We start from the raw sequence: 24192 nt of genomic DNA on the forward strand, positions 1-24192 counted from the left end.
CATGAGTAATGGTATGCCATTTACCCCTGATGTTGAGCAAACGGCGATTGCCATTGCTTACAAAAATAAAGCCTTGGTTGCAGATACACTTGCACCTTATTCACCGGTTGGGTTACGTAACTACAAATGGACCGAGTATAAAAAAGGCGAAAAATTTACCGTTGTAGACGATAAAATTGGCCGTAAATCGTCTCCTAATCAAGTTGAGTTTAGTGTTGAAGATAGAACAGGCTCAGTTGTTGATTTTGGCTTAGCAGATGTTGTGCCAAATGACGATGTTACGAATGCGCCAGCAAACTATAACCCGCGTTTACATGCTGCTGAAAGTTTAACTGATTTGGTATTGCTTAATCGTGAAATACGCGTTGCTAATATGTACAACAAAGCTGCTAACTTTGGTAGCACTCAATCATTAGCGGCGGGCGGACAAAAGCGTTTAGATGATGCAACACTGGATATTTTGCCGTTCTTTTTAGACATGCTTGATGCACCACTTATGCGCCCGAATGCCATGACGCTATCGCAAAGTGTGGCCACTAAGCTGCGTACCCACCCTAAGTTACTAAAAGCGTTTAACGGTACTAGTGGTGATCAAGGCCTAGTGCCATGGAGTTATATTAAAGAAGTACTTGAGCTTGATTATATAACCGTAGGCCAAGCGCGACTGAACACAGCTAAAAAAGGCCAGGCACTTGATCTGCAACGTGTGTGGAAAGATAGCTTGTCGTTTACTTACCACGATCCGCTTGCGTCGTTTAACAATAACCGTATGACCTTTGCGCTAACCGCCCGTTATGGCTCGCGTACATCGGGCAATCGTGATGTTGCTGCTGGTTTAAACGGTGGTGTTGAAATTATGGTAGGCGAAGCTGTACAAGAGCAAGTTATTGCAAAAGATTGCGGTATTTTACTTACCAACGTATTAACGCCTGGCTAACGCTAGATTTAATTTTTCATTGTTCCCTAGTTAAAAGGCCTCTTTTTTTGTTTTTTTGGGGCCTTTTTTTACTAACTGAGGTGTGTATGTTTACGACAGTTCAAGCAGTTATCGACAAAGTTGGCATTAATGTGCTGTTGCAATTTGCTACGGCTAAGTTTGCGGTGGCGGGCAGTCGCCCTACTCGTGACGATGTAGAAGCCGCACTTTTAAGTGAAACGTATAGTGAGTTACAAGCGCAGATTAATGCTTGGTATAACCAAGCGCAAAAAAATGTAAATTCAGTTATTGCAGGGTATGTAGCGCGGTTTGAGCTAAACCAACGCGACATTGATGGATCGTTATTACCGGGCATAGCTAATGATTTAATGCATTGTGAACTTGCCCCTAACATTGCAGACGAACACCTTAAAAACCTTAAAAGCAGTGCTATGGCGATGCTAGACAAGGTTAGTAAAGGCGTGATCCAAATTAAGGAAGACGGGCCCGCAGCCACAAGAACAGGGATGCGCACGAGAGTTGCGGGCACTCAATTTAACTGGCCAGGCTATTAAATTGGCGGGTGTATTTATAAATATAACGGGTAATGCACTGCCCCGCTTAACCCAAATTGCAAACACAAGCGGTGAACCAGCTGATGTACTGGACGACATTGGTGCATTTTTAGACATGGACGTCACCACTCGATTTTTACGTGAAGTAACACCCGAAGGCCGTAAGTGGGAGCAGTCGCAAGCGGCCAAAGACCGTGGTGGTTTAACGCTTACTGATGAGCGTAACCTGGCAGGCTCTGTTACGCATAACGTAAATGGTAATACGCTTGAGCATGGCTTAGGTGAAAAGTACGCAGCCATACACCATTTTGGCGGTAAGACCGGCCGTAATAAAAGCGTGACCTTACCCGCACGGACAATACTGGGTATTGCTGCTGTGCAAGAGACTGAAATTAACGACATCATTACTGATTGGTTAATTTAAACAGCCCCTTGGTTAAGTTTAAACAGTATTTAAAGAGCATTTAAATGGCATTTAACTTTGATTTAAACAACATAGAAACCTTGCTAAGCAACACTGTGCTTAATGCAACCGTTGGCTTTGCAAGCGACTTTAACTACGTGCGTGAACATGCAGTACACAGTGCCCAGCTGTTTGTATTGCCACTGGCCGATGACAATATCAATACCAATGAAGTGCCTGGGCTTGATGAGTACCAGGTTAAAGATGTGTTTGCGGTGATGATTGTGATCCCCTGCTCTGCAGGGAATGCCACCACTGATGAGCAAATTAAACAATTGCGAAGTGATATTAAAACCGCCGTGGCTGGGTGCCAGTATGCGGGGTGGGATGCAATAAAACTTGATAAAGGCCGCACGATTGAGCTTAGCAAGAAAACAAATAATTTAATTTATCAGTGTCAGTTTAGTGTAACTGGCATACATACCGTAGCTGTGAGGGCAATGCCATGAGCAAAAAAACAGAGCCGCAATTAACAAAACCCGCTGAACAAAAGGCTGACGTTAACATAAAGCCTAAAATGTCGCGAGCGATGACAATTGCACAAAACGTTAACCAAACTTTGGCAAATGCTAAAGGTAACAGAGATGAGCTAGCCGGCGCTTTTGATTTAAAGAGCGGTGAGCTAATTAAAGTGGAGGTTACGGCATGAGCACGTGGCGATTTAAAGACAAACTCATTTTAGCAGATGCAGCTGGTACGACGCTAACTGGCCTACATGCAATATATGCCAGTGACGTGGAGTTTACGCCAGAGAGCGAAAGCGAAAAAGACGAGTTAGAAACGAGCTACAGCGGTGCAAGCATGGAAACCTTTTATGGCGAGCATGTAAGCCTAAACTTTAAAACACCGCTGGCAATGAGTGGTACAGCGGGTACAGCACCAGCATATGCGCCACTTCTGCTTGCCTGTGGCATGGTGCAAGTGTCTGATGTTAGTAGCGTTACCTTTACTAAAGGTGCGGCAGTGGCTGCTAAGTGCACGTTACGCTTTGGTAAAAACACCCATAACATTACACAAATGAAAGGCAATGTGAGCTTTGCACTTGAAAAAGGCAAGCCCATGCTTAACTGGCAGTTTAAAGGTTTGTTTAGTCCGCCGGTTGCAAGCAGTGCCCCGCCAAGTGTTGATTGGGATCGTTGGGTACGCCCCGAAGTGCTAGGCGTAAGTAACAGCTCTGACTTTAAACTAAGTGACACCCAACGCACGCTGCATAAGTTAACAGTTGATTTGGGTAATAACGTGGTGTTTGACCGTGCCATTAACCACGAAGAAATTATGATTACCGGGCATGAAAGCAGCGCTAACTTTACACTAAGCGCCGATGAGCTAACAAACTTTGATCCATGGAAAGACGTGGGCAAAGTGCAAACGTTTGAGTTTACCCATGGCACAGCCGTAGGTAAAAAAGTAACCATTATTGGGCGTTACCAAATGCCGTGGCCCAAATACACTAGCTTGGACTCGGAATTAACCGGTTACGAATTTGACGGCAAACTAGTACCCAGTGGCACAGGCTATGACGAACTAACGATTGTTTTTGAGTAATGCTTATGCGATTTCAAGCAATGAACATGACCAATATAAATACTGGTGAAGTTGAATTTTATACCGTCGTAGTAAAAAGAAAAGGGAAAGCGCCAAGTTACTGTAAAGACAGCAATGGCATGTTGAAATTTAATACTCTTAACGCTGCTAAAGACGAAGCTTTAAGACTAACTAAAGAATATAAGTGAGTTTGCAATGAAATTAAAATTACTAAATGACTTAAAAACTGCGGTGGTAAAAGCCCCCCTTAATTTTGAGTTTGGTGGTGTGCTATTTAAGTTTACCGCACACATAAAGCTAGTGACTGAAAGCGAGCTAAAACTGCTGACTGAAAAGCAAGGCGCTAATGATGGTGAAATTGTACGTGAACTGCTTATTAGCTGGGATGGCTTTGTTGATGACGGCAAAGACGTACCTTTTGCAAACGACACGCTTGAAGAACTGCTGGCGTACAGCGGCATAACCGCCCGCTTAAGTGTTGAGTGTATTAATGCGCAGTACCGTATACACGAAAAAAACTAGCCGATGTTGCTAGGTGGTTTTTGGGCGACCTAGCAGCATCAAGTAAAATACTAGATGACGACGAAGCCCATTTTGGTGCACCTAAAGCACCGCTTACAAAAGAAGATACATTATTTGTATTGCCGCAAAACCACTGTGCTGTAATTGCACTTACAACTGCGAGCAGCCAGTGGCAGCGTGATAACGAAGGGGTAGAAATAGCCCTAGATTATGCCCGGGCAGATATAGCTTGGCGCTATGCAAATATAACGTTAACCCCTAATGATTTTGAAAAACTACAAACATTAGAGCGCACCATAATAAACATAATAAGGCGACCCGATGAGCAACAAACTGAATTTGGCGTTACGCTTAAGTTATGACGGTAAAGCAGTTACCACCGGTGCGCGCCAAAACGTAAACGAACTAAACCGCATTCAGCAAGCGGTACAGCGACAAGTTGCTGCTAACCAGCAATTAGGCGCAAGCCAAGCCCGCACTATGCAACAGCAAGGCGCTATGACCCGCCAGCTGGGATTAATGAATAGCGCCTACGGGCAAATTGGTGCAACCCTTACTACGCTTGTGGGCATTGGCACCGCCACTATGTTTGTGCGCGATACGGGCGCTGCCCAAATGTTAGATCAGCGTATAAGAGGCTTAACCAGCTCGGCGCAAGAATATGCGCAAGTACAAGCGTACTTGTTTGCTGCCTCGGATAGATTAAACACCGGTTACACCACCCTTGCCGACTCCTACAGTAAAATTTTAACTCTACAAGATGCCGGCGTTGTAAGCCAAACCCAAGGTAAAGCCATTTTAGAGGGCATGGCTAATGCGGCGGCAAAAACAGGTGCGAGTAACGTACAGTTAAGCCAGAGTTTATTTGGTATGACTCAGGGCATGACTGCCGGCACGTTACGCGCAGAAGAGTTAAACCAAGTAACTGAGCCATTGCCAGGCTTAATGCAAAAACTAGATAAAGCCACGGGTGGCGCTGCCGGTAGTTTTAGGCAAATGGTTAATGCCGGTCAAGTTACTAGCCAAATGTTTAAAACCTACTTAATTAAAGCCCTGGATGATTACGCCGGTGCAGCTGAGGCCACCGAAGGTAAAATAAACGCCAGCTTTGCTGAAATGGGTAACGAATACCAGCGCTTAATACGCAAATACGAAGAGCCAGTAAATTTTGCTGTGACCAGTGTGGTAGATAGTATTACCGACACTATGGCTTATTTACGTGAGAACGAAGGCGCCGTAGATAGTTTAATGATGGCAACAAGTGGATTGGCTGCCGTTTTAACAGGGCATTTAGTTGCTGGGTTAGCCGCAAGCTCTAAAGGCTATATTGCCAATGTTGCCGCAAAAAGTAAGGCGTTAATTGCTGATGCAGCCTTGGCAAAACAAGCAAAAGCGACTGCTATTGCAGAGCACCAAAGAGCATTAGCTGATCAGGCCGCTGCAAAAAGGCAGCTAGCAATGGCGCATACTGATGGCACTAGAGCAGCTGGAGTTAATAAGTTAGCTGCAGCTAATATGCAAGTAGCCGCAACACAAGGGGCAGTGAACGCTACAACCAGCGCGTATGGACCTATTGCTCGTAGAGCGACCCTTGCAGCTCGTGGGCTTAGTGCTGTTATGGGGCTACTAGGCGGGCCTGTTGGCCTACTTGTCACAGCTGGAATTGGTCTTGCTTACTTTGCAAGCCAAGGCGATGACGCTACCGACTCAGTTAATAAACTTAAAGAAGCAAGTAAAGATTTAAACCCATATGCCAACTTAACTGGTAGCCAAGCACAAGGCTTATTGCTAATGGCTCAGGGGCGGATTAAAGGCGCAATACAGCTAGCCGATGAAGCAAGAGACCGATTTAATAACCCTTTTTTAAAAGGTAAATTTTCGGATGTGGAAGCTGCTGAAAAGCGTGTTACTGACTTAAAAAATGAAGTGGTGGCACTGCAACAAGTACTTGCTATTAAAGAGAGTGAAAAGCCTAAACCAGTAGTAACAAGCTCTGTGCTACCAGACAACATTAAGCGCTTAGAAGTGAGCTTAATGGCTGAGGAAGCTCGTTTAAAAGACAGCTACGATAAACGTAAGCAAATGGTGATCACCGCTCGTAGCAACGATGCTGGTAATAAAGCTAAATACGATGAAATTTTAAAGCAGCTTGATATTAAGTACAGTGATGACTTAAAAAGTATAGCTGTTAAGCGCGAAGCTGATAAAACGCGGATACAAAACCAAGCAGAAGAAAAGCGTAAAAATGACTTACAACGTGATTTAGAAAACCGTATTGCCGTAGTTAAAGGTTTTGCTGGGCGTGAAGCGCTGGCTGCTTACAACAACGAACTGAGTGTTGAGCAAGCTAGGCAACAAGCCAGAGTTGATGCAAAACGCCGAGCACAAATTGGCTTGGCGGCTAATGATGATGCGGGCGAACTTGAATACAATGCTGATAGCCAAATTAAGGATTTGGAACGACAGACAGAACTTAATGCAGCTAACGGTTATTACAGCCAGCGCGAGGCTGACGAGGCAGCTCATCAAGAGCGGTTAATGCAAATTAAAACCCGCCATACAGGAGCACTGCAAAGCAATGTTTTAGCATTTGCTAACTTTGAAAAACAAACCGAAACAGAAAAAGCGAGTGCTATTGTTGGTTTAGGTGCTGCCACATTTAAAACTATGGCAGGACAAAGTAAAACAGCCTTTAAAGCGTATAAAGCATTTGCTATAGCGCAAGCGGTAATTAATACATACCAAGGTGCCACTGCTGCATTTACCTCACTTGCGTCTATTCCTATTATTGGCCCTGTGCTGGGTGGTGTAGCAGCTGCGGGTGCTGTTATGAGCGGCTTACAGCAAGTACGACAAATAAAAGCACAGCAACCAGCGGGTATTGCGCACGGTGGTTTAGACTATGTACCTAACGAATCCACTTATGTACTGCAGCGTGGTGAGCGTGTATTAAGCCCGAAACAAAATACCGAAATTAGCCAAATGGCACGACGTTATAATGGTGGCGGCGCTGCTAATGATGCTGGTTCTGGCGGGGTTAGTATTAGTATTACCAACCAAATTACGGTGCAAGGCTCAACTAATGAGCAAAACTCGCAAGCAGTTGGCCAAGACATAGCACGCCAAGTAGTGGGTGTTGTGGTAGCTAATATACAAGAAAACGGCTCGATTATTAGAGCAGTACGCGGTGCTGCTTAGTTGTTAAGATACTGACATTAGTGTAAAAAGGAGTTTTTAAACGAGGGAATGTTTGTGAGATATAGAAAAAGCAAAAAAAACTATGGGGCAATTATCGCTATCGTAATTGCAACTATCAGTTCAGTAATATCGTTAGGTTTGTTTTTTTACCGCTTTGGTTTTGACTTTAGTGCAACAATAACTGACTGGATTAATACGGCAACTTACTTTAATAACCTTCTTTCGCCTATATTTTTATTTATTACAATTTTACTGCTGTATTGGACTTGGCGAGATACTAAAGAAGCTCTTGAAATCCAGAGTAATGAGCTTTCATTACAACGTAGAGAATTAAAAAGTAATCGCTCAATTCATGAAAAACAACTTCAAACTCAAAAACGAAAAGATGATCTAGATATTTTTTCTAGAAGAATAAATGAACTTGATAAGAACTTTGTATCCGTTTTAAGCGAAAGAGATTTAATGTATATCTTACCTAGGTTTCTGGCTGCTTTGCATAATAACAACCTTTTAGAAGATTGTTATATAAAAGTAATGGATCAAGTACGTGTAGTAGAGCCTGACGTTAAGCAAATGACGATGAATATATCAAAGTATATATATAATGAAACGTTCAACACAGATGATGCTATTAAAGACTACTTAAAGCTCTCTATTACTCATAATAAACAATGCTTATTAGCACATTTATTTGAAATTGATGAACACAGAAGCCATATTTTTACTGTTATGATCGGGCAAATATTAATTAATTCGAATATATTTAAGAGAAGAGTTAACACCCTTGAACGTTTACTTGGTAGGATAGATAGGGTATCAATAGCCTTTTCGCATATCTATATCGAAGAGCTAGAATTACACTTTGATATAGAAATTATTTTTTTATTAAGTGATGCTGGGTACCTTAATATTCCAGAAGGATTAGATACTGTTCTTCGAGAGCTTTAACCTCTGATACCCATGTAAACCCCTTTCCAGCCAAAGAGTTACCCCTTAAGTTTTATACTCGTTACCAGTGTTTAATCTTGAAACCTGGTAACGATGCAACCTCTTCCACTCCCAAAACGGCCTAAGTTATCTAACTTTACGTTAGTGCCTAATAGCCAAACTCATTTAAATAAAGCTAACAATGCCACTGAAATTTACGACTTAGAAGGTGCTTATTGGGAGTTTGAAATTGAACTTGCCAATGTGCCTGAGCGCGATGCGTTGGCGCTTGATGGTTTTATTGCCAGCCTTCGCGGCCAAGTGGGTACATTTACCTTAATTGATTATCGCCGTGAGCAGCTAGATAAAGACTTTACTGGCTTTGTACGTGGTGCAAACCAAGATGGCAACATATTAAATATCGATGGCTTACCCGCTAACAAAATCTTGCTGGTTGCTGGCGAACGCATGCAAGTTGGCGTTGGGCAAAGCACTGAGCTTAAAATATTAACGGCTGACTTGGTAAGTAATTCGATTGGCCAAGCAACGGTTAATTTTGAATCTCCTGTTCGCAGAATACCTGCAGACAATACCCTAATTACGTTTAAGCAACCCGCTGGCTTATTTAGACTTGCAGATAATAAGCAAGGGCTTGCGAGTGCTCAATATAAAAAAGGCATTGTTACCAGCTGGAAAATTAAAGGCCGGGAGGCGTTTTAATGGAAAGCTTAAATGCTGCTTTACTTGCTGATTTAGCTAATAGCGGCCGTGCCCGCTACTTTGTGCGCTTAGCCTTTAAAAGTGGTGATGTTTTACTGCATACAGGTGTTGGTGAGCGCCGCTTTAAAAACCGTACTTGGCATGGCGTAGGTATGTTAGGCACGGTAAGCGAAATACCGGCCAGCGATAAAAATGACAGTGCCCGTATTCGTTTAACTTTACACACTCAAGACCAAGCTGTTTTAGCTGAGGTTGCCGAAAATGACCCTATTAGCCTGGGCTGCGAAATTTACCTTGTAACTGTTGATGAGCATTACCGCGTTAGCCAAAGCCAAATACTTGAAAGCGGCTACATTGTTGCGTGCGATGTTGAACGTGGTGACGTGTCGCAAATTCAATTGAGCATAGCGGGTGAAAGCGAGCGTTGGAAAGATGCACGATTACACCAACGCTGGAACGATGCAACCCAAAAAGCGCTGCACCCGGGCGATAAGTTTTTTAGTGAGCAAACAACGGCAAACAAACAAAAGCTACGTGACACACAACCGGGTAAATACATAGGGGATAATCGACATGAACGCCAACGCTAAACTTGCTGCTTTTGTTACTCAGCGTAACTGTGAACCTTTTAAATGGGGTAAAAATGATTGTTGCTTATTGATTGCAGATTGGGTGTTGTTTGCAACGGGCAATGATGTTGCAGCTGACTTTAGAGGCGCTTATCGCTCAAAAACGGGGGCATTTAAACAATTGTTTAAACGCGATTTAAACGATGTTCAAAGTGTATTTAAAGACCGTTTAAACCCTGAAGTACCGATTGCTTACGCACGCCGTGGCGACATTGCATTAGTTGAATTTAATAATGAATATGTGGGCGGCATTGTGACTGTTAACGCTGTGGTATGTGTAGGTGATAAAGGGTTAGTTACTCTACCTATGGATGCCGTAAAGGCGGTGTACCCGTTGGAGCCTCGCGATGTCTAAGGTTGTTGATGTTGTAGTTGATACTGGGGGTGATATTTTTGGCCTAGGGCGCAGTGTTTTTAATAAAACAGTGGGAGCGCTCTGGGATTCGCTTACGCCTGATTTACCAGAAGAAGATTTAGCGACACTGGCTAAAGGCTTACAAAAAGGTATTGATCAGCCCCGACGCATTACGTTTGGCCGCGACCGTGTTGGTGGTGTTATTGCGCACCAGGCGGAAGTTGAACGTGGTGAAAAAAAGTTTGTGCAAATGGTGGTGCTTATAAATGGTGCCCCTATTGACGCGCTTGAAGAAATTTATATAGCTGATAAACCCATTACTGATTATCCAGGCGAAAGCTGGGATTATGAGTTAAGTGATGGCCGCCATACAACGGCTAATACTAAAGCTGTGGCTAAGATGGCCGGTTGGACAAATGAGCATATAGGCATTGACCAAGCACATATTTTTATAGAGCTGGAAAACAACCGCGAAGTATTTGAAGATGGTATTAGTGAAACCGAGTTTTTAATTCGTGGTGCACGGGTGTGGGATCCGCGCGATACGACTCAAAACCCTGATGATGAAACTACGTGGGCTTGGAGCCAAAATGCTGTGCTATGCGCCCTGCACTACGTTCGATTTTACGGTGCGCATGAAGTGCCGTTTGACCGTTTACCGCTGGGCTGGTGGATAGCTGCAATAAACGTATGTGACGAAGATGCTGAGTTTAAAGATGCTGCAGGTAAACTAACAACCGAAAAACGCTATACCACGAATGGTAGCTTTACCTTTAGCTCGAAACCGCTTGATGTATTAAACCAATTAGAGGGATGTTTTGCGGGCAAGATTTTTAGGCAAATGGGCCAGTGGTATGTACGTGTTGGGGCTTGGTATGGCAATCCTACATACACTATTAATGCTGATGATGTGCATGGCAACATTAAAATAAAGTGGCATGCTGATTTACGCGATCGTGCGAATGTTGTGAGAGCGACGTTTACCGATCCAATGCAAAATTACGACCGCACAGATGCCCCGCCTGTTGTGTCTGCTGGGTATCAAGCTATTGATAATCAGATATTAGAAAAGTCAATTACGTTACCGTTTGTGCGCAGTGGCACGACGGCCCAGCGCCTGGCAACAATACATTTAGAACAAACCCGGTTAGGTGAAATTGAACTGCCGCTTAAGCATAAGGGGTTGGCTGCAGCTGTTGGCCGTACGGTGTATTTAAACCTACCGAGTGAGTCGATAAACAATAAAGTATACCGTGTAGTTGAGCGCCGCTTTAGATTAGATGGCGGCGTGACATTGATGTGCGTTGAAGACGGCCCTGATTTATGGGCTGATAATTTAGTACCTGGTGCGCAAGATTTAACACCAAATAGTGACTATTTAGTGGGTAAGCCACAACCTATTTTTGATGTACGGGTTACGATTGATGGTGACGGCAATGGCATTATTAAATGGAACCACCCTGCGCCGCTTGCTGTTAATGAATATGATATTGAGTTTATTAATACTGTGGCTGATGAGCAGGTGTTTAAAACCTCTGTTACCTACACCCAAGTAACGATTCCAAATTTACAACTAGGTGAATACACCGCACGTATTAGTGCAAAAAACATATTTGGACAACGCTCCTTACTTGTAGCTGTGCAATTTAGTGTACTTACCCCGACTTTACCTACCGTTTATGTAACTGCAGATTACAACCAAATAACGCTAACTGCTGACATAGCTACAGCAGGTATTGGCACTGCGTTTGAGTGGGAATTCTTAGGTACCACAGAAAGTCCACAAAGCGGTGAGCGTGTGTTGGCGCAAATATACAACCGTATTGGCCTAAAAAGTGAAACTGAGTATAAATTTAGAGTGCGCAGCGTTAACCATTTGGGTGCTAGCGCCTGGGTAGATGTTATTGCAAGTACCACACTTGTAGATTTAACCGAGTTTATAAATGGTGTTGAATTAACTCAATTAAGTGAGGACGCACAAACACTTATTGACGACATGAACACGCAAGTTGATCGCTTGCGCCCTGAAACCGAGAACAATTTACCCGATGTAATAGCCCAAACAGTAAGTGAGTTAAACCTTGAAAAACAAGCCCGTGTTGATATTGAAAAAGGTGTGTTTGACTTATCTGCAAATTACACTAATTGGCGGCAGGAGTATGAGCAGCGCCAATTAGGTAATGAGCGTTTAATAGATGCGGCTGTCTATTTTGATCGTGATAGTGGAACAATTGTTAATCGTGCTTTTGCTCATACTGAGAATGCGTTTAACGAGGCTACTTTAAAAATTAATGGGGTGAATGCCAGCGTTGCTATACAAGCAAACCGTATAACTCAAAGCGATAAACGTATAAGCCAAGCCGAAGCTGAGCTTATTGTGCAAGCTGGGCAAATTACACAACGCGCTACGTTTAGTGAAATGCAGAGTGAAATAGCTGGGGCTATTGAAGCGTTAAGCCCTGCTTATAGCTGGCAATTTAATAGTAACAATGAAGGGTTTACAGGAGTTCAAAGCCACAATATACAAGGCTACATTACGGCTCTAGGACAAATTACAGCCCCTGTAGTAAGTTACTTAGCCGATGAAAACCCAATGTTTAGGTTACGTGTACGCTTACACTTAGATAAACAATGGTTAGGACAAATTAGTTTTAATAGTGCTGACGCTATAATTAATATACCGGCTCCTGCAAATAACGAGTGGCAAACGCTGCAAGTTGATGCGACTGGCACCGAAGGTTACACAGGGTTAATAACCGCCCTCGCCTTTAATTTAGGTGAGTGTGATATTGATTTTATTGAAGTGGGTAAACGTGGCGCTAATGATTTAGCGCTTAATGATATTACAGTTCGCACATCTAGTTTAGAGAATGATATTAATGCGGGTACGGGTATTATGGCCCAGTACGCAACGACAACGTGGGTGAATGCTTTAGGTTATCAAACACAATCTAGCGTTAATGAAATACTAGATACCTTTAACACTACGTATAGAGTTAGCGCCACGCTACAAGCCTTCAATGACGCGGGAACGCTTGAAAAAGCCAATAATGCTCAACAGTTTATTAATGGTGCTGAAGCATACATACAGAACCAGATAACATCCTTTATTGCTGGGGATGGTGGTGACGATAGCGTAACCGCAAAGTTTGTAAGTGTTAACCAAAAATTAGATGCCTTAAAAGGTACGGTAGACCAGAATATTATACAGATGAAGGGTTTAGAAATAGACTCGGAGTCAAAAAACCTCAGCGATATTATTATGGCTGCGAACCAGATCATAAAAAATAATGAGTTTGCAAAGAACGGGGTGCAGTTAGCTTTAGCTCAAAATGAACTAAAAGCAAATACCAATGAGCTGGAGTCTGTTTCTAAAAGTACCCTTGAACTGGCGGCAATATACAACAAGAACCAGTCGAGTGTTCAACTAGTAAGCGAAGCTTTTGCAAATGAAAAGCAAGCCAGCGTAATACGTGATGAGCGTTATAAGGCACAGTTTGAAGATACGGTAGCGAGATTTAGTGACGTTACCACAGCGATTGCCACCATTGATGAAGCAAATACGGTGCGTGACCAAGAGTTTGAATCGTTTGTTGCTGATACAGTTAGCAGCTTTGACGAAGTAGCCGAAACTTTTGCTAGCCAGAATCAAGCATTTACAACGCTTTCGCAAACGCTTACCTCAAAAATAAATACAGATACCGAGAATGCAAAAAATACTGCAATAGCAACAGCACAAGAATACACCCGCACTGCTGTGGGTTATTGTGTTGATATGAATGGCAATATAAGCGCTGAGAATGATGCGGTGCAATGTGTTGCTAGCGGTGGTTCATGGGTAAATGGGCCACTTGCTGAGTTTATTGCCAATATGCAAATTACCGACGGTGAAAATAGCGCAAGTATTAAAGAGCTGCGCCAAGTATTTAAGACTGTGGATGGTGAGCTTGTTGCCCGTGGAGGCTGGCAATTAGATAACAATGGTCGTGCGGTGGGTGTTGTTGGCTATAACGATGGTGAAACCGGAAACTTAGATTTGGTGGGTGATGTTATTCGCCAGGGCTTCATGGTGGGTAATACCTTTGTAGCAACGTCTTACGTGGATAATACCGATCCGGCTAATCCGGTGCATACATTTAAGGGCCGTATGGTGCTAGGTGATGGCCATACTGTAGAAAGCTTAGATGATATAAAAGCACAAGATGGTGCAAAAGGTGATAAAGGAGATACACCCACAATTACTACTAACCCAGATGGTTCCTACACCATTAGCAATGGTAGTAAAGCGGTAACTATTAAAGATGGTTTGAATGGCGATGATGCCCCAATACCTACGGTTACGGACAATGGCAACGGAACGCATACAGTCACGGATGGCGCGGGTAACAGCGTTGTTATTGCTGATGGAGTAGACGGATACACCCCGATTAAAGGCACAGATTATTTCGATGGGAAAAATGGTGATTTTGTTAGCCTGATTTATAAATCAGCAACCAGCAAACCCGCTAAACCTGCAGGAGGGACATTCAATGGCTCTAGCGAAGCCTTGCCCAGTGGATGGCAGGATGCCCCCTACTTTGAGGCCGGTAAAAAAACCTATGTGTCAACAACTCGATATAAAGATAACGGTACTAATAGCTGGCCTAAAACGGGTTGGTCAGAACCCAGTGAATATATAGTAAAAGGCGACAAGGGTGATAGTATTAAAGGCGACTCAGGCGCACGCGGATCGGTTGAAGTTCAGGTTGGGACCTCAACAGGCGCATGGTCAGACTCAACAGCAAATGCCTCACTTCCAAGCGCCCCCGTTCTTCATGACCGTGTAACTATTTATAAGTCTAGCAATCCAAGTGTTCAAACAACCAAACGATATACAGGATCAGCATGGCAAAACTACACGCTATACGTTCATGGTAGCGCAATTATAGAAGATACATTAGACGGTAAAGTGTTACGTGCGGGCACCCGTATAGAATCGCCTCGCATTGACCTGATTGGTCAAAACTTTATGAAAATAGAGCTAGCCAGCGGCTTTGGACCTGAAAACTTGTTTTATTGGTTTGGCCCAAAGATCATGAGAAATGGTCTCCCCGATTTAAATAATCTAACGCGCGCTAATGCTACAGAGTGGAAAGATGTTTATGGCAACTCTTTTCAAAAGGGCTCGTTTATAGCAGGCGCGCTGGAAAGTAGTGTTAGCACCGGACATTTAGTTAACACCCCATCGAGAGAAATAGAGTTTACATCGAACGGTAATCTTATTTATTTTGCAGTGAGTTATCAGCATAGACGCTATAAAGAAGGCCCTTTGCACGGCGATCCTACATCCGTGCAATGCCCTGCAGCACAACAGTTTAAACCTACCAACGGTACTGTATATCTTGAGCGCTGGAATGGTAACTCCTGGTATGTAGTTAGTTCACATTCTTTTTCTGGAACTTATAGCTGTCGAAATGGGGCTTTTGAAAGTGAGGGTTATGGTACGCCAAACCACACACCAAACGTGCCTTATTACGCATCATCGATAAGCGCTAAAGCGTTCACGTTTTCCCATACGCCAGGCTCTGGATATCAAAAGTATCGCGTTCGTGCCCAAGTAAATGATTTTTATGCAGCACCTGGTGTTGGCCAATTTTTATCACTCGCTGTGAGCGAATAACAAACAACTATTACAAGAGGATTAAAATATGGCCGCATACACAGCCAACCAAGTAAGCATTAATAACGGACAGAAAAATGTCGTTGTTAATAGTAATGAAAGCCCCGAGGGTGTTAGTAAGGGCGACTTTATACATGTCGGCACATTTACCCCCATGGAAATAAACCGCACCTATGTTGATAGTTCGGGCAAGCATGTTATTGAATTACTAAAAGCATGGGGGAACAGTAATCAAAGCAACCAACCTGCGATTGTTATTCCTACCACAGTTCAGTTTAAAGACACGGTAAAAGCTCTACAAACAGCTAACCGCCTCTTAAATGACAACACCCAAGCGATGCAAGATTGGCAAACAAAAACAGGCACTGTTGCTTTTGTAGATGCTGCGGGTGTTAGTCAATCAATAAAAACACTTAAGCAAATGCAAATTGAAAACGATGCCCTACACCCCTACCCTTGGGCGATGCGTAAAGTTGAGTTTGAAGCTAAACGTAAACAGAATAATGAAATGTTTGCTGCCAGTGGCTTTGTGCATTTTGGTAAGCGTCTTGATAGTAGTTCATATGAGACTATAAATGAAGGAATGTACTCTGGTAGTGTCTCAAGCGGCAGTTACCTTGATGGGTTAAACCTGGGCGTTACCGAAGGGACGAGTTTAGGTTCGGGACTCAGTAAAAGTAACACCCCCAGCATTAATATTGCTGGGGTAATTACAAAAATAGACCGCCTAAGTAGTTTACAAGTTAACATTGGCAACATTGTGAAATTCCCCCCGGCGGAGAAAGGAGATCGTACTTATGATAGCGCCACGGGATTATCCGTTACTCATGCTACCTCGGGTATAGCTTTTTCAAGTGAAACTGAGACTAATAAAGTAGTTACAGAACGTGTGGATATGTGGGGGTTTGAAGCTTTTCTACGTGAATTAACTGATGAAGATCCTTTTGTATACCAGTATGGGTTAATACAATCCCTGGCCACAACTATTAATGGTGTCTCAACTTCCAATGACACAAAACGCCCAGCTATGTATTTTTCTTGGTACGAAGGAGACATAGAAAGCCGAGGAAAAGGAGTTAACTGGCAAGCAGCTAGTGAAACTACACGCATTAAAATAGCCCGTGATCCATTAAATAATATTTATTTTGATGATGTAACAGGTAAGTTTTATCAGTGGTGTATTCGCGGACGAAGCTTTGCTGGTGCGGGAAATGGTGATTGGTTGAACTTAGAGTCTCCTACTGGTGGCTTGCAGTTTGCAAATCCTGTCCCAACATACATAGGAAGCCATGGGGCACTGGATACGGCATATACTTATAGTCCACCTACATCATCCTATAGGTACTGGGGGCCACTCGCTAGTAACGCCAGTCCCTCTGCGGAGACGGGCGTAAATTCCAACAACGCTCCTTTCTCATCTTCCGCTAATGGGGTGTGCTATTTCCTAGTCTGTGGCACTGTGAGTAGGCTTAATCAAGGTGCGTATCATCCAAGCTTTAACCCTATGGGGGCGGGGACTTTTAGAAGCGCAACAAACCTTGGACATCGGCCCTGGTATCATCGAGATATTGCCTCGAATATTAGAAGTAAAAGCACCTGCTTCTCGGGGGTACTAGGGGCTTTAGGATTAGATACGGCCGATGGCCGGATAATATCGGCTTTTTCTGGACGACCCGATGGCCGTTTCTACGATGCTATCTATGCCAGCGGTCAAGGTGGTGTGTGCCGTGATATGCGCTACTCTGCTTGGGGATTAACTAAACAGGATTTTTCCGAGGGGGATTTAAAAATTAAAGCCGGAGTCTATAGAGGTAGAGAGGCCGCGAAGTTTATAAAAATTCATAAAACTACTCTTAATGCTAAGGTATCTACGAACAAGAATATCATAATAAGTGGCCAAGCATTCCCAGAGGTACATAAACTTAATATTTATGTTAATACACATAAAAATAGTTATATTGTAGACTCTGCAGGTACAACATTCCCTCTTGGTCGTTCAATCTATAACGGTTCAGATACCTATCTTAACTCCCCAGAAGGAACGAGTTGGGAAAATCCCCCTGTTATTTCTGGAGGTTACTATTTAATAGTGGCTAGTGAGAGAGGTTTTTCCTTGTCCGGGGACTATACAGCCACAGAAGTTATAGGTTCACCCTCGGAGATTATTCTTTGTGAGGGTTTAAAACACGGCTGGCTTGGGTCTTGGAACCCTATACTTCCTAATGGGTACAGTATACCCCGTGGTATGCTAAGAAAGGTTATTGCCTGGTTACCAGTACGTAGAACTGAGAATAAGGGCAATGACTGGTCTATACACACGATTTCGAGTCTAGCTGTTTTTGATACCACAAATAATTCGGCGTCGTTCCCAAGCCTACCCGCTAGTTCTATTCTGGTACTCAACTACACAACACCCTCAAGGATGACTGAGGGTAGTCTTAATAGTATGGTTGAGGGGGGGATGTCGGGAGTGGGAAGTATTATGTTCGGAGACACACATGACACACGGGCAGGGAATGGACTAATGTACTCCCTTATAGGGGAAATAGGTACCTCGACAGTGACTAAAAATAAGGCTGTAGAGGTTCCGTGGTTGCGGTGTGCAATCTTCCCTATTAATGGTTTTATTGATATTAATAGCCTTATGGAGCATGCACCAGCACCCTTGATAGCCCCAAGTAACAATAGCTCCGCGTTTAAAGCACTTAACTATAACGTAGTTGAAAACCAACAAGGGTTTATTAACTACGCCTACACAGAGCTTAAGCATGATGGTACTGATTGGGGTGATGATGGGAAGATTAACATCGTAGATAACCAATCAACACGTACCGATGATAACGGCAACACCGTTGTTTATGGCACAGCACGTATAGTTGAACCAATAGGGTGGATAAAAAATGATAAATAAGATAGTCGATTTCATCGTTTTAGATGAGGAACAGACCCCCGTTTTAGACGAGCAAGGTTTACCGCAATTACTACAACGTCCAGACACAAAAACTGAGCAAGATATTGAACGGTTAATTTCGCTCGGCAAGCCCACTGAGGTCATAACTAAATTTGCTGTACTAGTAAGCTTAGGCGAGCAGTGGAATTGGGCTCAAGAATACTTTGATTACTTGGTTGAGCTTAACGAAGTAAACGAGCACAACGCTAACTTACCTGAGCCAATAGCGAATGACGAGGGTACCGTAATTGAGGCTGAGCCAAAGCCACTACCTATTGAGTCATTACGCCCCGAAGTTAGAACGGTTGAGCATGTGCTTGCGCCGTATCAAAGAAAGCTATCTAAAATGGTGGGTATAGAAATAAAAGGCGTTAACGTATCGCTAAATGAAACTAACCAAAACGGGCTATCTGCTCTGAAGTCCGCATTTGATTTAGCTACCGAATTTGACGCGCAAGGACAATTCTTCCCTATTAAGTTCAATGCTGAAACAGCGACTGGTGAGCAAGTTGTAGAGCTGGCAGATGAAGCAGAGTTTAAACAGTTTGGCTTGCAGTTTATTCTCGCTCGTAAATCATACTTCGAATAATGCAAAAAGGGTTTAAACAACGTTTAAACCCTCTTTGAACATTGTTTAAATTCCACCACACATAACTAAAACTAAACTAAAAACCACCCTATTTAACATAATTTATTTATTCTAAAATCTAGCGTTTATTTTTCTAAAATTCTGCGGCGGCTTACATTAAGTGTATTTTACGTTTTTAAGTAAATTCAATACAGCTGCTTTCCTACTACTACGAATACATAACTTTAAATATGGATGCTTTACTTACATGAGCCCTATAAAGCAAGTTTGTTATTTAAACATGTATTTGTATAAAACAAGCCCGCTGATAATTTAGCGGTTAAAGTTCTCCTTGTTTATAAAGCGCACCTATCTATAACTAACCAGTCTGCAAGTATATTGTTATGCCTTTGCTATATTTTCAATTCAAATAACGGAATTTTGCTGCTTACTACTTATGTGGCTTCTTATACTCTTTGTATATAAACACTTATGTTGAATTATTATCTTATCTAGCTTAATGAATCAGGCCCCTTAAAGCATTTCTTTCTTTTAGCTATGCATAAATTACCAATTTAACTTAGGTAATATTCAGCTACTATTTCATACCTACACGTTACTTATAAATCTCTATATGCATATCCTTGCTTAACTTATTCTATAAATTTACTAGCAGCCTTACTGTGATTTTAACTAAGTGATAATTCAATTAAATTTGCGCCATAACTTACTACATAATTAACGCCTATAAATAAGCTTAAGTCTTTAACCTAGTTAATCGCTTTATTTTATCTTCTATTCCAATAGCTAACTAACATTTCTATTTCAATCCCATGCTGTTTTATTACTCTTTATGAGTAACAATCCGGCCATAATATTTGAATTGATATACCATATGCTTATACTTTGCCATCAGTTGTAATAGTTTTTTATAAATAAACCTCAAAAAGATCTGGTTTATCACTGTTACACACATGGGTTTTACCTGTATTTACATAGCTAGTTTTGCAAAATAACGCTATTAACAGTAATAAATCAGTTGGTTTAGTTCGTTTTATAAGCAGGTGCTTTAAATAGCCTATTATGTAGGGTTTTAATTTTCAGTTTTAGTTATATTTGGTTTAATTATTAGTCATTTAAATTATGTTAAATTGTGGTGTGATTATGTTTATCACAGTAATGCGCTTGGTTATTTAACTAAAACTCCCTGCTGATAGTGGTTTTAACTATGAACTTCTAAGTTGTTGAAAGACAGCTGGTATAAAACAGAGTAATGGAAACGCGCTTCCCCATAATGTTTGATTGCTATTTGTAGTATGACTTTTTAAGTGTATTTTAATTAGGCTAGTTTAAAGATTGAAGTGCCCTGCACTGTATATAGTTATTGTTGCGTAATAATGTAATTAAATATGATGGTTAATCCGATAATATTCGCAGTACACTCGCTGTTAACGATAACCTAAAGCGTTAACAACAAGTAGCCACTGGTGATTTAATTAATTTTGCCAAGCTCATCTTTCAGATGTTTTAGTTTAAGCTTTTCTGCTGTAATCTTTTTTTGATACTTACTAACTTTATCACTTTTACCTGCTTGTTTAGCATCTAGCAGATCTTCTTCATATTCAGCAATATCATTGTTAGCATCGTTTATTTTTTCTATTAAATCTTCTTTCAATACTTTTTCGCTGCAATTAGCTTTTTCTGCATGTAATGCTTTTTTCAACCCTTCAATCTTGTACTTATTACCATGTTCCTTAGCTATGGCAAGCTGGCTTTCTATCTCGCAAAATTTTTTTTCACAGCCAGACAAATCACTACACGCTAATGATGCAGCAACCGGTGTGGATGATAGCATAAATAGAATACCTGCTGTTGTTGGTATTACTTTATATTTTGAAAATATATTAATCATCAGCTTTGTCCAAACATAATAATTATTAAATTATGCGTAATTGTTACAAACAAAAAAGCGCCTAATATAAATTTAGCGCTTTTAGAGTATGGCATTAACAGCTTAAATTAATGCAGTGCCGCAGTAAACGGAATGCTTTCACAAATTTTAGCTTCCGCTATTAGTAGCTCTTCTAGGCGTATGTCTACTTCTTCTTTATCAAAATACTCATACGCTAGTTCTACAAATAAGTTTTTATGTTTTTCTTCTGATTCGGCAATCGCAATGTAAAACTCTTTTTCTTTGCCCTCTGGTAACGCTTGCGCCACTAGTGAAAAACGTTCGTGCCCTCTCGCCTCAATAACCCCACCGACTAATAATCGATCCATTAAAAAACCGTCGCGGCCGTGTCTAAATAAAGCACGTATTTGTTTTATATAAGGGTCTTTTTTGTCGTCACCTAAATTTACATCACGTGAAATTAAAATTTTCAGCACTTCTTTAAAATGAATCATTTCTTCAAGTGCTAAGTCTGCCATAGCTGTAACCAGTTTACGTTTATCGGGGTAATGCGACAGCATAGACATGGCCATGCCCGATGCTTTTTTTTCGGCTGCGGCGTGGTCTTGTAAAAAAGTATCGAAGTCATCAAGTACAACTTCGGTCCATTCAAATGGAGTGTGGTATTTTAATTCAAACATGCTCTGTACTACTTATAACAAGGTGTAAAATAATGCGCAGATTTTAGCGTATATTAGGTAAAAAATCATGCTCCTAAGCCTGTAAAGTTAAACCTTGTAGCGTAACAGTTTATCTATGCGCCCTTTTGCTGTTGATTCAACTTTTAGCGGATGTTTTATATCGTTCCAGGCAGTAACTTTGCCGCCCATATTCATTTTTTCAAAATCTGTTTTATTACTTTTAATCGCTAAAAAATCACAGAGCATTTTGTAGCTTTGCGGTTTTGCTATATTTATTGATAAAAAGCGTTGCTCTTGGTGTTTAAAATAATTTTTAGCGTCATTGATATGCGTGTTATAACAATGCGTTAAGTAACTATCATCGTTTATATTATCAATTGTTAAATTACTAAATATATTTAAATAACAATGCTTTAGATGAATATTAAAGCCCCCATCAGTGCGTGTTAAATTAGTATGCATACGTAATAATAATTGCTTTATTGATGGTAGCCATACGTTAAGCTCACGCTCTAAATAAATAAATTTTGCATCCGGATAATACTTATCGAGGGCTTTATAATCATTAAAAATTGGCGTATCGGCAATTGCATGGGCGTTATCAAAACAATTGTTTGTGTAAGCAGTATGCGCTGTTGGTATACCAAACTCTAAAAAAGCATGGCAAACACTTGTAGTGCCTGTACGCGGTAAACCAATAATAAATATTTTGTTATTCATAATTAAATTTAACTAAAGCGGGTTAATAAAATAACTAAAGCACTTATAAGCATAGTTAAAAATGTAGCTATAACACCAATTTGGCGGTACTTTAGGTTTTTTTCTACTATGCCAAAATTATGAAAAACGCGGCCTATAAGTAGCATTGCACCAAGTGCATGGCAATAATGACTCGCTAACCCCTGATATTCTGCTAAAAAAAGCAAAATAATAGCAAACGGTACATATTCCATAAAATTACCATGGGCACGAATTGTCCGTTGCAACTGTGGATTTTCGCCTTCACCAAGTGATATTTGCGCTGCCCTGCGCACGTTTATTACGTTAAAGCTTAAGTAAATATAGTAAAATGCAAGTAATGCAGCGTATGTTGAAATGATCACAGTATTATCCTAATATTTTTGGCAATAATAACACACAAGTTAACCTTCATTATCAGAAGTTTAGTTTACAACTATGCTAAAGTATTAATAATACTCTTATACAATAAAGCATAAGGATTTTATGTTTGTACCTCGCAAAGTAGCCGACAGTTATCGAGAAATGATAAATAGTATTGGCTTTTACCCTTCTTTACTTTCAATTGCATTTTTAACCTTTGCGGTTATTACGATGTCGGTTGAATATATGCCCATTATTGAAAAGCTAAAGTCGTTTATATCTGTAGTATTAGTAGATAGCGCCGAAAATGCGCGAACTGTTTTAAGTACCTTAGCCGGCAGTATTATTTCGTTAACTGTGTTTAGTTTTTCAATGGTAATGGTGGTATTAAACTCAGCCAGTGCCAGTTTATCGCCGCGTGTAGTACCTGGATTAATAACCCGGAAATCTCACCAACTGGTATTAGGTTTTTATTTAGGCAGTATTATTTACTCAGTAATTATGCTCATAAATATTAATAAACTCGAGAATGGCGCCATGGCTATACCGGCACTTGGGGTATTATTTGCGCTTATTTTTGGTTTGATTTCGTTAGGGCTATTCGTATTTTTTATTCACTCTATATCTCGCGCTATTCAAGTAGATAATGTTTTAAATGGTTTATTTAGCCAAACAAAAAATGAAATTAAAACCATTATTAAAAGTCAGCAAGAAGCGCCGCTTAAAAATCTTCCCGACTTTACTGATTGGCATTCTATAAATAGTCAAACTGAAGGCTACTACAAAGGAGTGCACACCGATAAGCTTTGCGCCTTATTATCTGCAGAAGAAATTGAGCTTTATATCACTGTTAAACAAGGTTATTTTACAGTTAAAGGTTATCCATTTTTAAAGTGTAATAAAGATATTTCAAGTAATGATGAGTTAATTGATAAAATTTTAAGCTGTTTTATTTTTTATATAGAAGAGTATATTAGCGACCATTACCGTTATGGTTTAACGCAAATATCAGAAATAGCCGTTAAAGCGATGAGCCCAGGCATAAACGATCCGGGTACAGCAGTTAAAGCCATTGATATGTTAAGTATTTTATTAATTAAACGACTTTCAATAAGTGATATTAATTACAGCTTTAAACACAGCAAAGATACGCCATTATTATATATACACGAAACCCGCTTTGATGAATTACTGCATGATAATTTTACCCCGCTACGTAATTACGCTAAAGGCGATGCGTACGTAATGACTAATGTGTTAGAAGCATTTAAAAATATTTTATTTGTTGCTCACGAAAATTCAGCGGCGAGGGAAAGTTTATTTAATTATTTAAATGCTATTGTTGATGACATTAACGAGCACGTAACGAATGAGTACGACAGGCAGGAAATTAATAATATGCTTAAATCAATTGCCCGTATTAGTAAGCAACAAGGTGATACATTACTGGCACGTTTTAAGCGCCAGTAAGT

Annotated in this window: 22 protein-coding genes; 18 read left to right on the forward strand and 4 right to left on the reverse strand. The window is 41.1% G+C overall.

The genetic code is table 11. The features are described 5' to 3' along the window. The first annotated feature begins 1 nt into the window (after window position 1). The 17 genes from PNIG_RS08760 to PNIG_RS08840 all read left to right on the forward strand — a co-directional run bounded on the left by PNIG_RS08760 (window position 2) and on the right by PNIG_RS08840 (window position 19048). A complete protein-coding gene (locus tag PNIG_RS08760; RefSeq protein WP_089368302.1) occupies window positions 2-937 on the forward strand; it encodes a capsid protein in 936 nt (311 codons plus the stop codon). An 86-nt stretch (window positions 938-1023) separates the two neighbouring features. Next, a complete protein-coding gene (locus PNIG_RS08765) occupies window positions 1024-1491 on the forward strand; it encodes a hypothetical protein (protein ID WP_089368303.1) in 468 nt (155 codons plus the stop codon). A 1-nt stretch (window position 1492) separates the two neighbouring features. Further along, a complete protein-coding gene (locus tag PNIG_RS08770; RefSeq protein ID WP_089368304.1) occupies window positions 1493-1915 on the forward strand; it encodes a phage virion morphogenesis protein in 423 nt (140 codons plus the stop codon). A gap of 44 nt (window positions 1916-1959) precedes the next feature. Continuing rightward, the gene (locus tag PNIG_RS08775; protein WP_011328223.1) at window positions 1960-2403 is read left to right on the forward strand and encodes a phage tail terminator protein; all 444 of its coding nucleotides are present in this window, start codon (window positions 1960-1962) and stop codon (window positions 2401-2403) included. Then, window positions 2400-2603, forward strand: a complete 204-nt coding sequence (locus tag PNIG_RS08780) for a hypothetical protein (RefSeq protein WP_011328224.1) — start codon at window positions 2400-2402, stop codon at window positions 2601-2603. The genes PNIG_RS08775 and PNIG_RS08780 overlap by 4 nt, the downstream gene beginning before the upstream one ends. Further along, a complete protein-coding gene (locus tag PNIG_RS08785; RefSeq protein WP_089368305.1) occupies window positions 2600-3499 on the forward strand; it encodes a hypothetical protein in 900 nt (299 codons plus the stop codon). Before PNIG_RS08780 ends, PNIG_RS08785 begins: the two co-directional genes overlap by 4 nt. 26 nt (window positions 3500-3525) lie before the next feature. Further along, window positions 3526-3687, forward strand: a complete 162-nt coding sequence (locus tag PNIG_RS08790; protein WP_244181026.1) for a hypothetical protein — start codon at window positions 3526-3528, stop codon at window positions 3685-3687. A 7-nt stretch (window positions 3688-3694) separates the two neighbouring features. Then, window positions 3695-4021, forward strand: a complete 327-nt coding sequence (locus PNIG_RS08795; RefSeq protein WP_089368306.1) for a hypothetical protein — start codon at window positions 3695-3697, stop codon at window positions 4019-4021. A gap of 20 nt (window positions 4022-4041) precedes the next feature. Next, the gene (locus PNIG_RS08800) at window positions 4042-4383 is read left to right on the forward strand and encodes a hypothetical protein (protein ID WP_089368307.1); all 342 of its coding nucleotides are present in this window, start codon (window positions 4042-4044) and stop codon (window positions 4381-4383) included. Next, a complete protein-coding gene (locus PNIG_RS08805) occupies window positions 4343-7219 on the forward strand; it encodes a tape measure protein (protein WP_089368308.1) in 2877 nt (958 codons plus the stop codon). The genes PNIG_RS08800 and PNIG_RS08805 overlap by 41 nt, the downstream gene beginning before the upstream one ends. A 54-nt stretch (window positions 7220-7273) precedes the next feature. Next, complete coding sequence (locus PNIG_RS08810; RefSeq protein ID WP_147207657.1) at window positions 7274-8167, forward strand: hypothetical protein; 894 nt, start codon at window positions 7274-7276, stop codon at window positions 8165-8167. A gap of 93 nt (window positions 8168-8260) precedes the next feature. Continuing rightward, window positions 8261-8866, forward strand: coding sequence for a hypothetical protein (locus PNIG_RS08815; protein WP_089368310.1), 606 nt, complete (start codon window positions 8261-8263; stop codon window positions 8864-8866). Next, window positions 8866-9456, forward strand: a complete 591-nt coding sequence (locus PNIG_RS08820) for a hypothetical protein (RefSeq protein WP_011328232.1) — start codon at window positions 8866-8868, stop codon at window positions 9454-9456. The genes PNIG_RS08815 and PNIG_RS08820 overlap by 1 nt, the downstream gene beginning before the upstream one ends. Then, the gene (locus PNIG_RS08825) at window positions 9440-9850 is read left to right on the forward strand and encodes a DUF6950 family protein (protein ID WP_089368311.1); all 411 of its coding nucleotides are present in this window, start codon (window positions 9440-9442) and stop codon (window positions 9848-9850) included. Before PNIG_RS08820 ends, PNIG_RS08825 begins: the two co-directional genes overlap by 17 nt. Further along, entirely contained in the window at window positions 9843-15509 is a 5667-nt protein-coding gene (locus PNIG_RS08830) for a phage tail protein (protein WP_089368312.1), read from the forward strand. Before PNIG_RS08825 ends, PNIG_RS08830 begins: the two co-directional genes overlap by 8 nt. Before the next feature lie 28 nt (window positions 15510-15537). After that, entirely contained in the window at window positions 15538-18420 is a 2883-nt protein-coding gene (locus tag PNIG_RS08835) for a hypothetical protein (protein ID WP_089368313.1), read from the forward strand. Then, the gene (locus tag PNIG_RS08840) at window positions 18410-19048 is read left to right on the forward strand and encodes a hypothetical protein (RefSeq protein ID WP_089368314.1); all 639 of its coding nucleotides are present in this window, start codon (window positions 18410-18412) and stop codon (window positions 19046-19048) included. The genes PNIG_RS08835 and PNIG_RS08840 overlap by 11 nt, the downstream gene beginning before the upstream one ends. A gap of 1471 nt (window positions 19049-20519) precedes the next feature. On the opposite strand, the gene PNIG_RS08845 is transcribed toward PNIG_RS08840, so the two are convergent. The 4 genes from PNIG_RS08845 to PNIG_RS08860 form a co-directional block, all read right to left on the reverse strand. After that, window positions 20520-20939: a DUF1090 domain-containing protein gene (locus tag PNIG_RS08845; protein WP_244181027.1), complete on the reverse strand. Its 420-nt coding sequence runs from the start codon at window positions 20937-20939 to the stop codon at window positions 20520-20522. Window positions 20940-21046: 107 nt separating this feature from the next. Further along, a complete protein-coding gene (locus PNIG_RS08850) occupies window positions 21047-21619 on the reverse strand; it encodes a MiaE family protein (protein ID WP_011328238.1) in 573 nt (190 codons plus the stop codon). Between the two features lie 87 nt (window positions 21620-21706). Beyond that, window positions 21707-22339, reverse strand: coding sequence for a sulfotransferase (locus PNIG_RS08855; protein ID WP_089368315.1), 633 nt, complete (start codon window positions 22337-22339; stop codon window positions 21707-21709). Window positions 22340-22347: 8 nt separating this feature from the next. Beyond that, window positions 22348-22722 carry an MAPEG family protein gene (locus PNIG_RS08860; RefSeq protein WP_089368316.1) on the reverse strand — a complete coding sequence of 125 codons (375 nt, stop codon included), beginning with the start codon at window positions 22720-22722 and terminating at the stop codon, window positions 22348-22350. Window positions 22723-22843: 121 nt separating this feature from the next. Between PNIG_RS08860 and PNIG_RS08865 the strand changes: the two genes are divergently transcribed. Continuing rightward, window positions 22844-24190, forward strand: a complete 1347-nt coding sequence (locus tag PNIG_RS08865) for a DUF2254 domain-containing protein (protein WP_089368317.1) — start codon at window positions 22844-22846, stop codon at window positions 24188-24190. Window positions 24191-24192: the final 2 nt, after the last annotated feature.

This window comes from Pseudoalteromonas nigrifaciens, assembly GCF_002221505.1.
Classification (GTDB): Bacteria; Pseudomonadota; Gammaproteobacteria; order Enterobacterales; family Alteromonadaceae; genus Pseudoalteromonas; species Pseudoalteromonas nigrifaciens.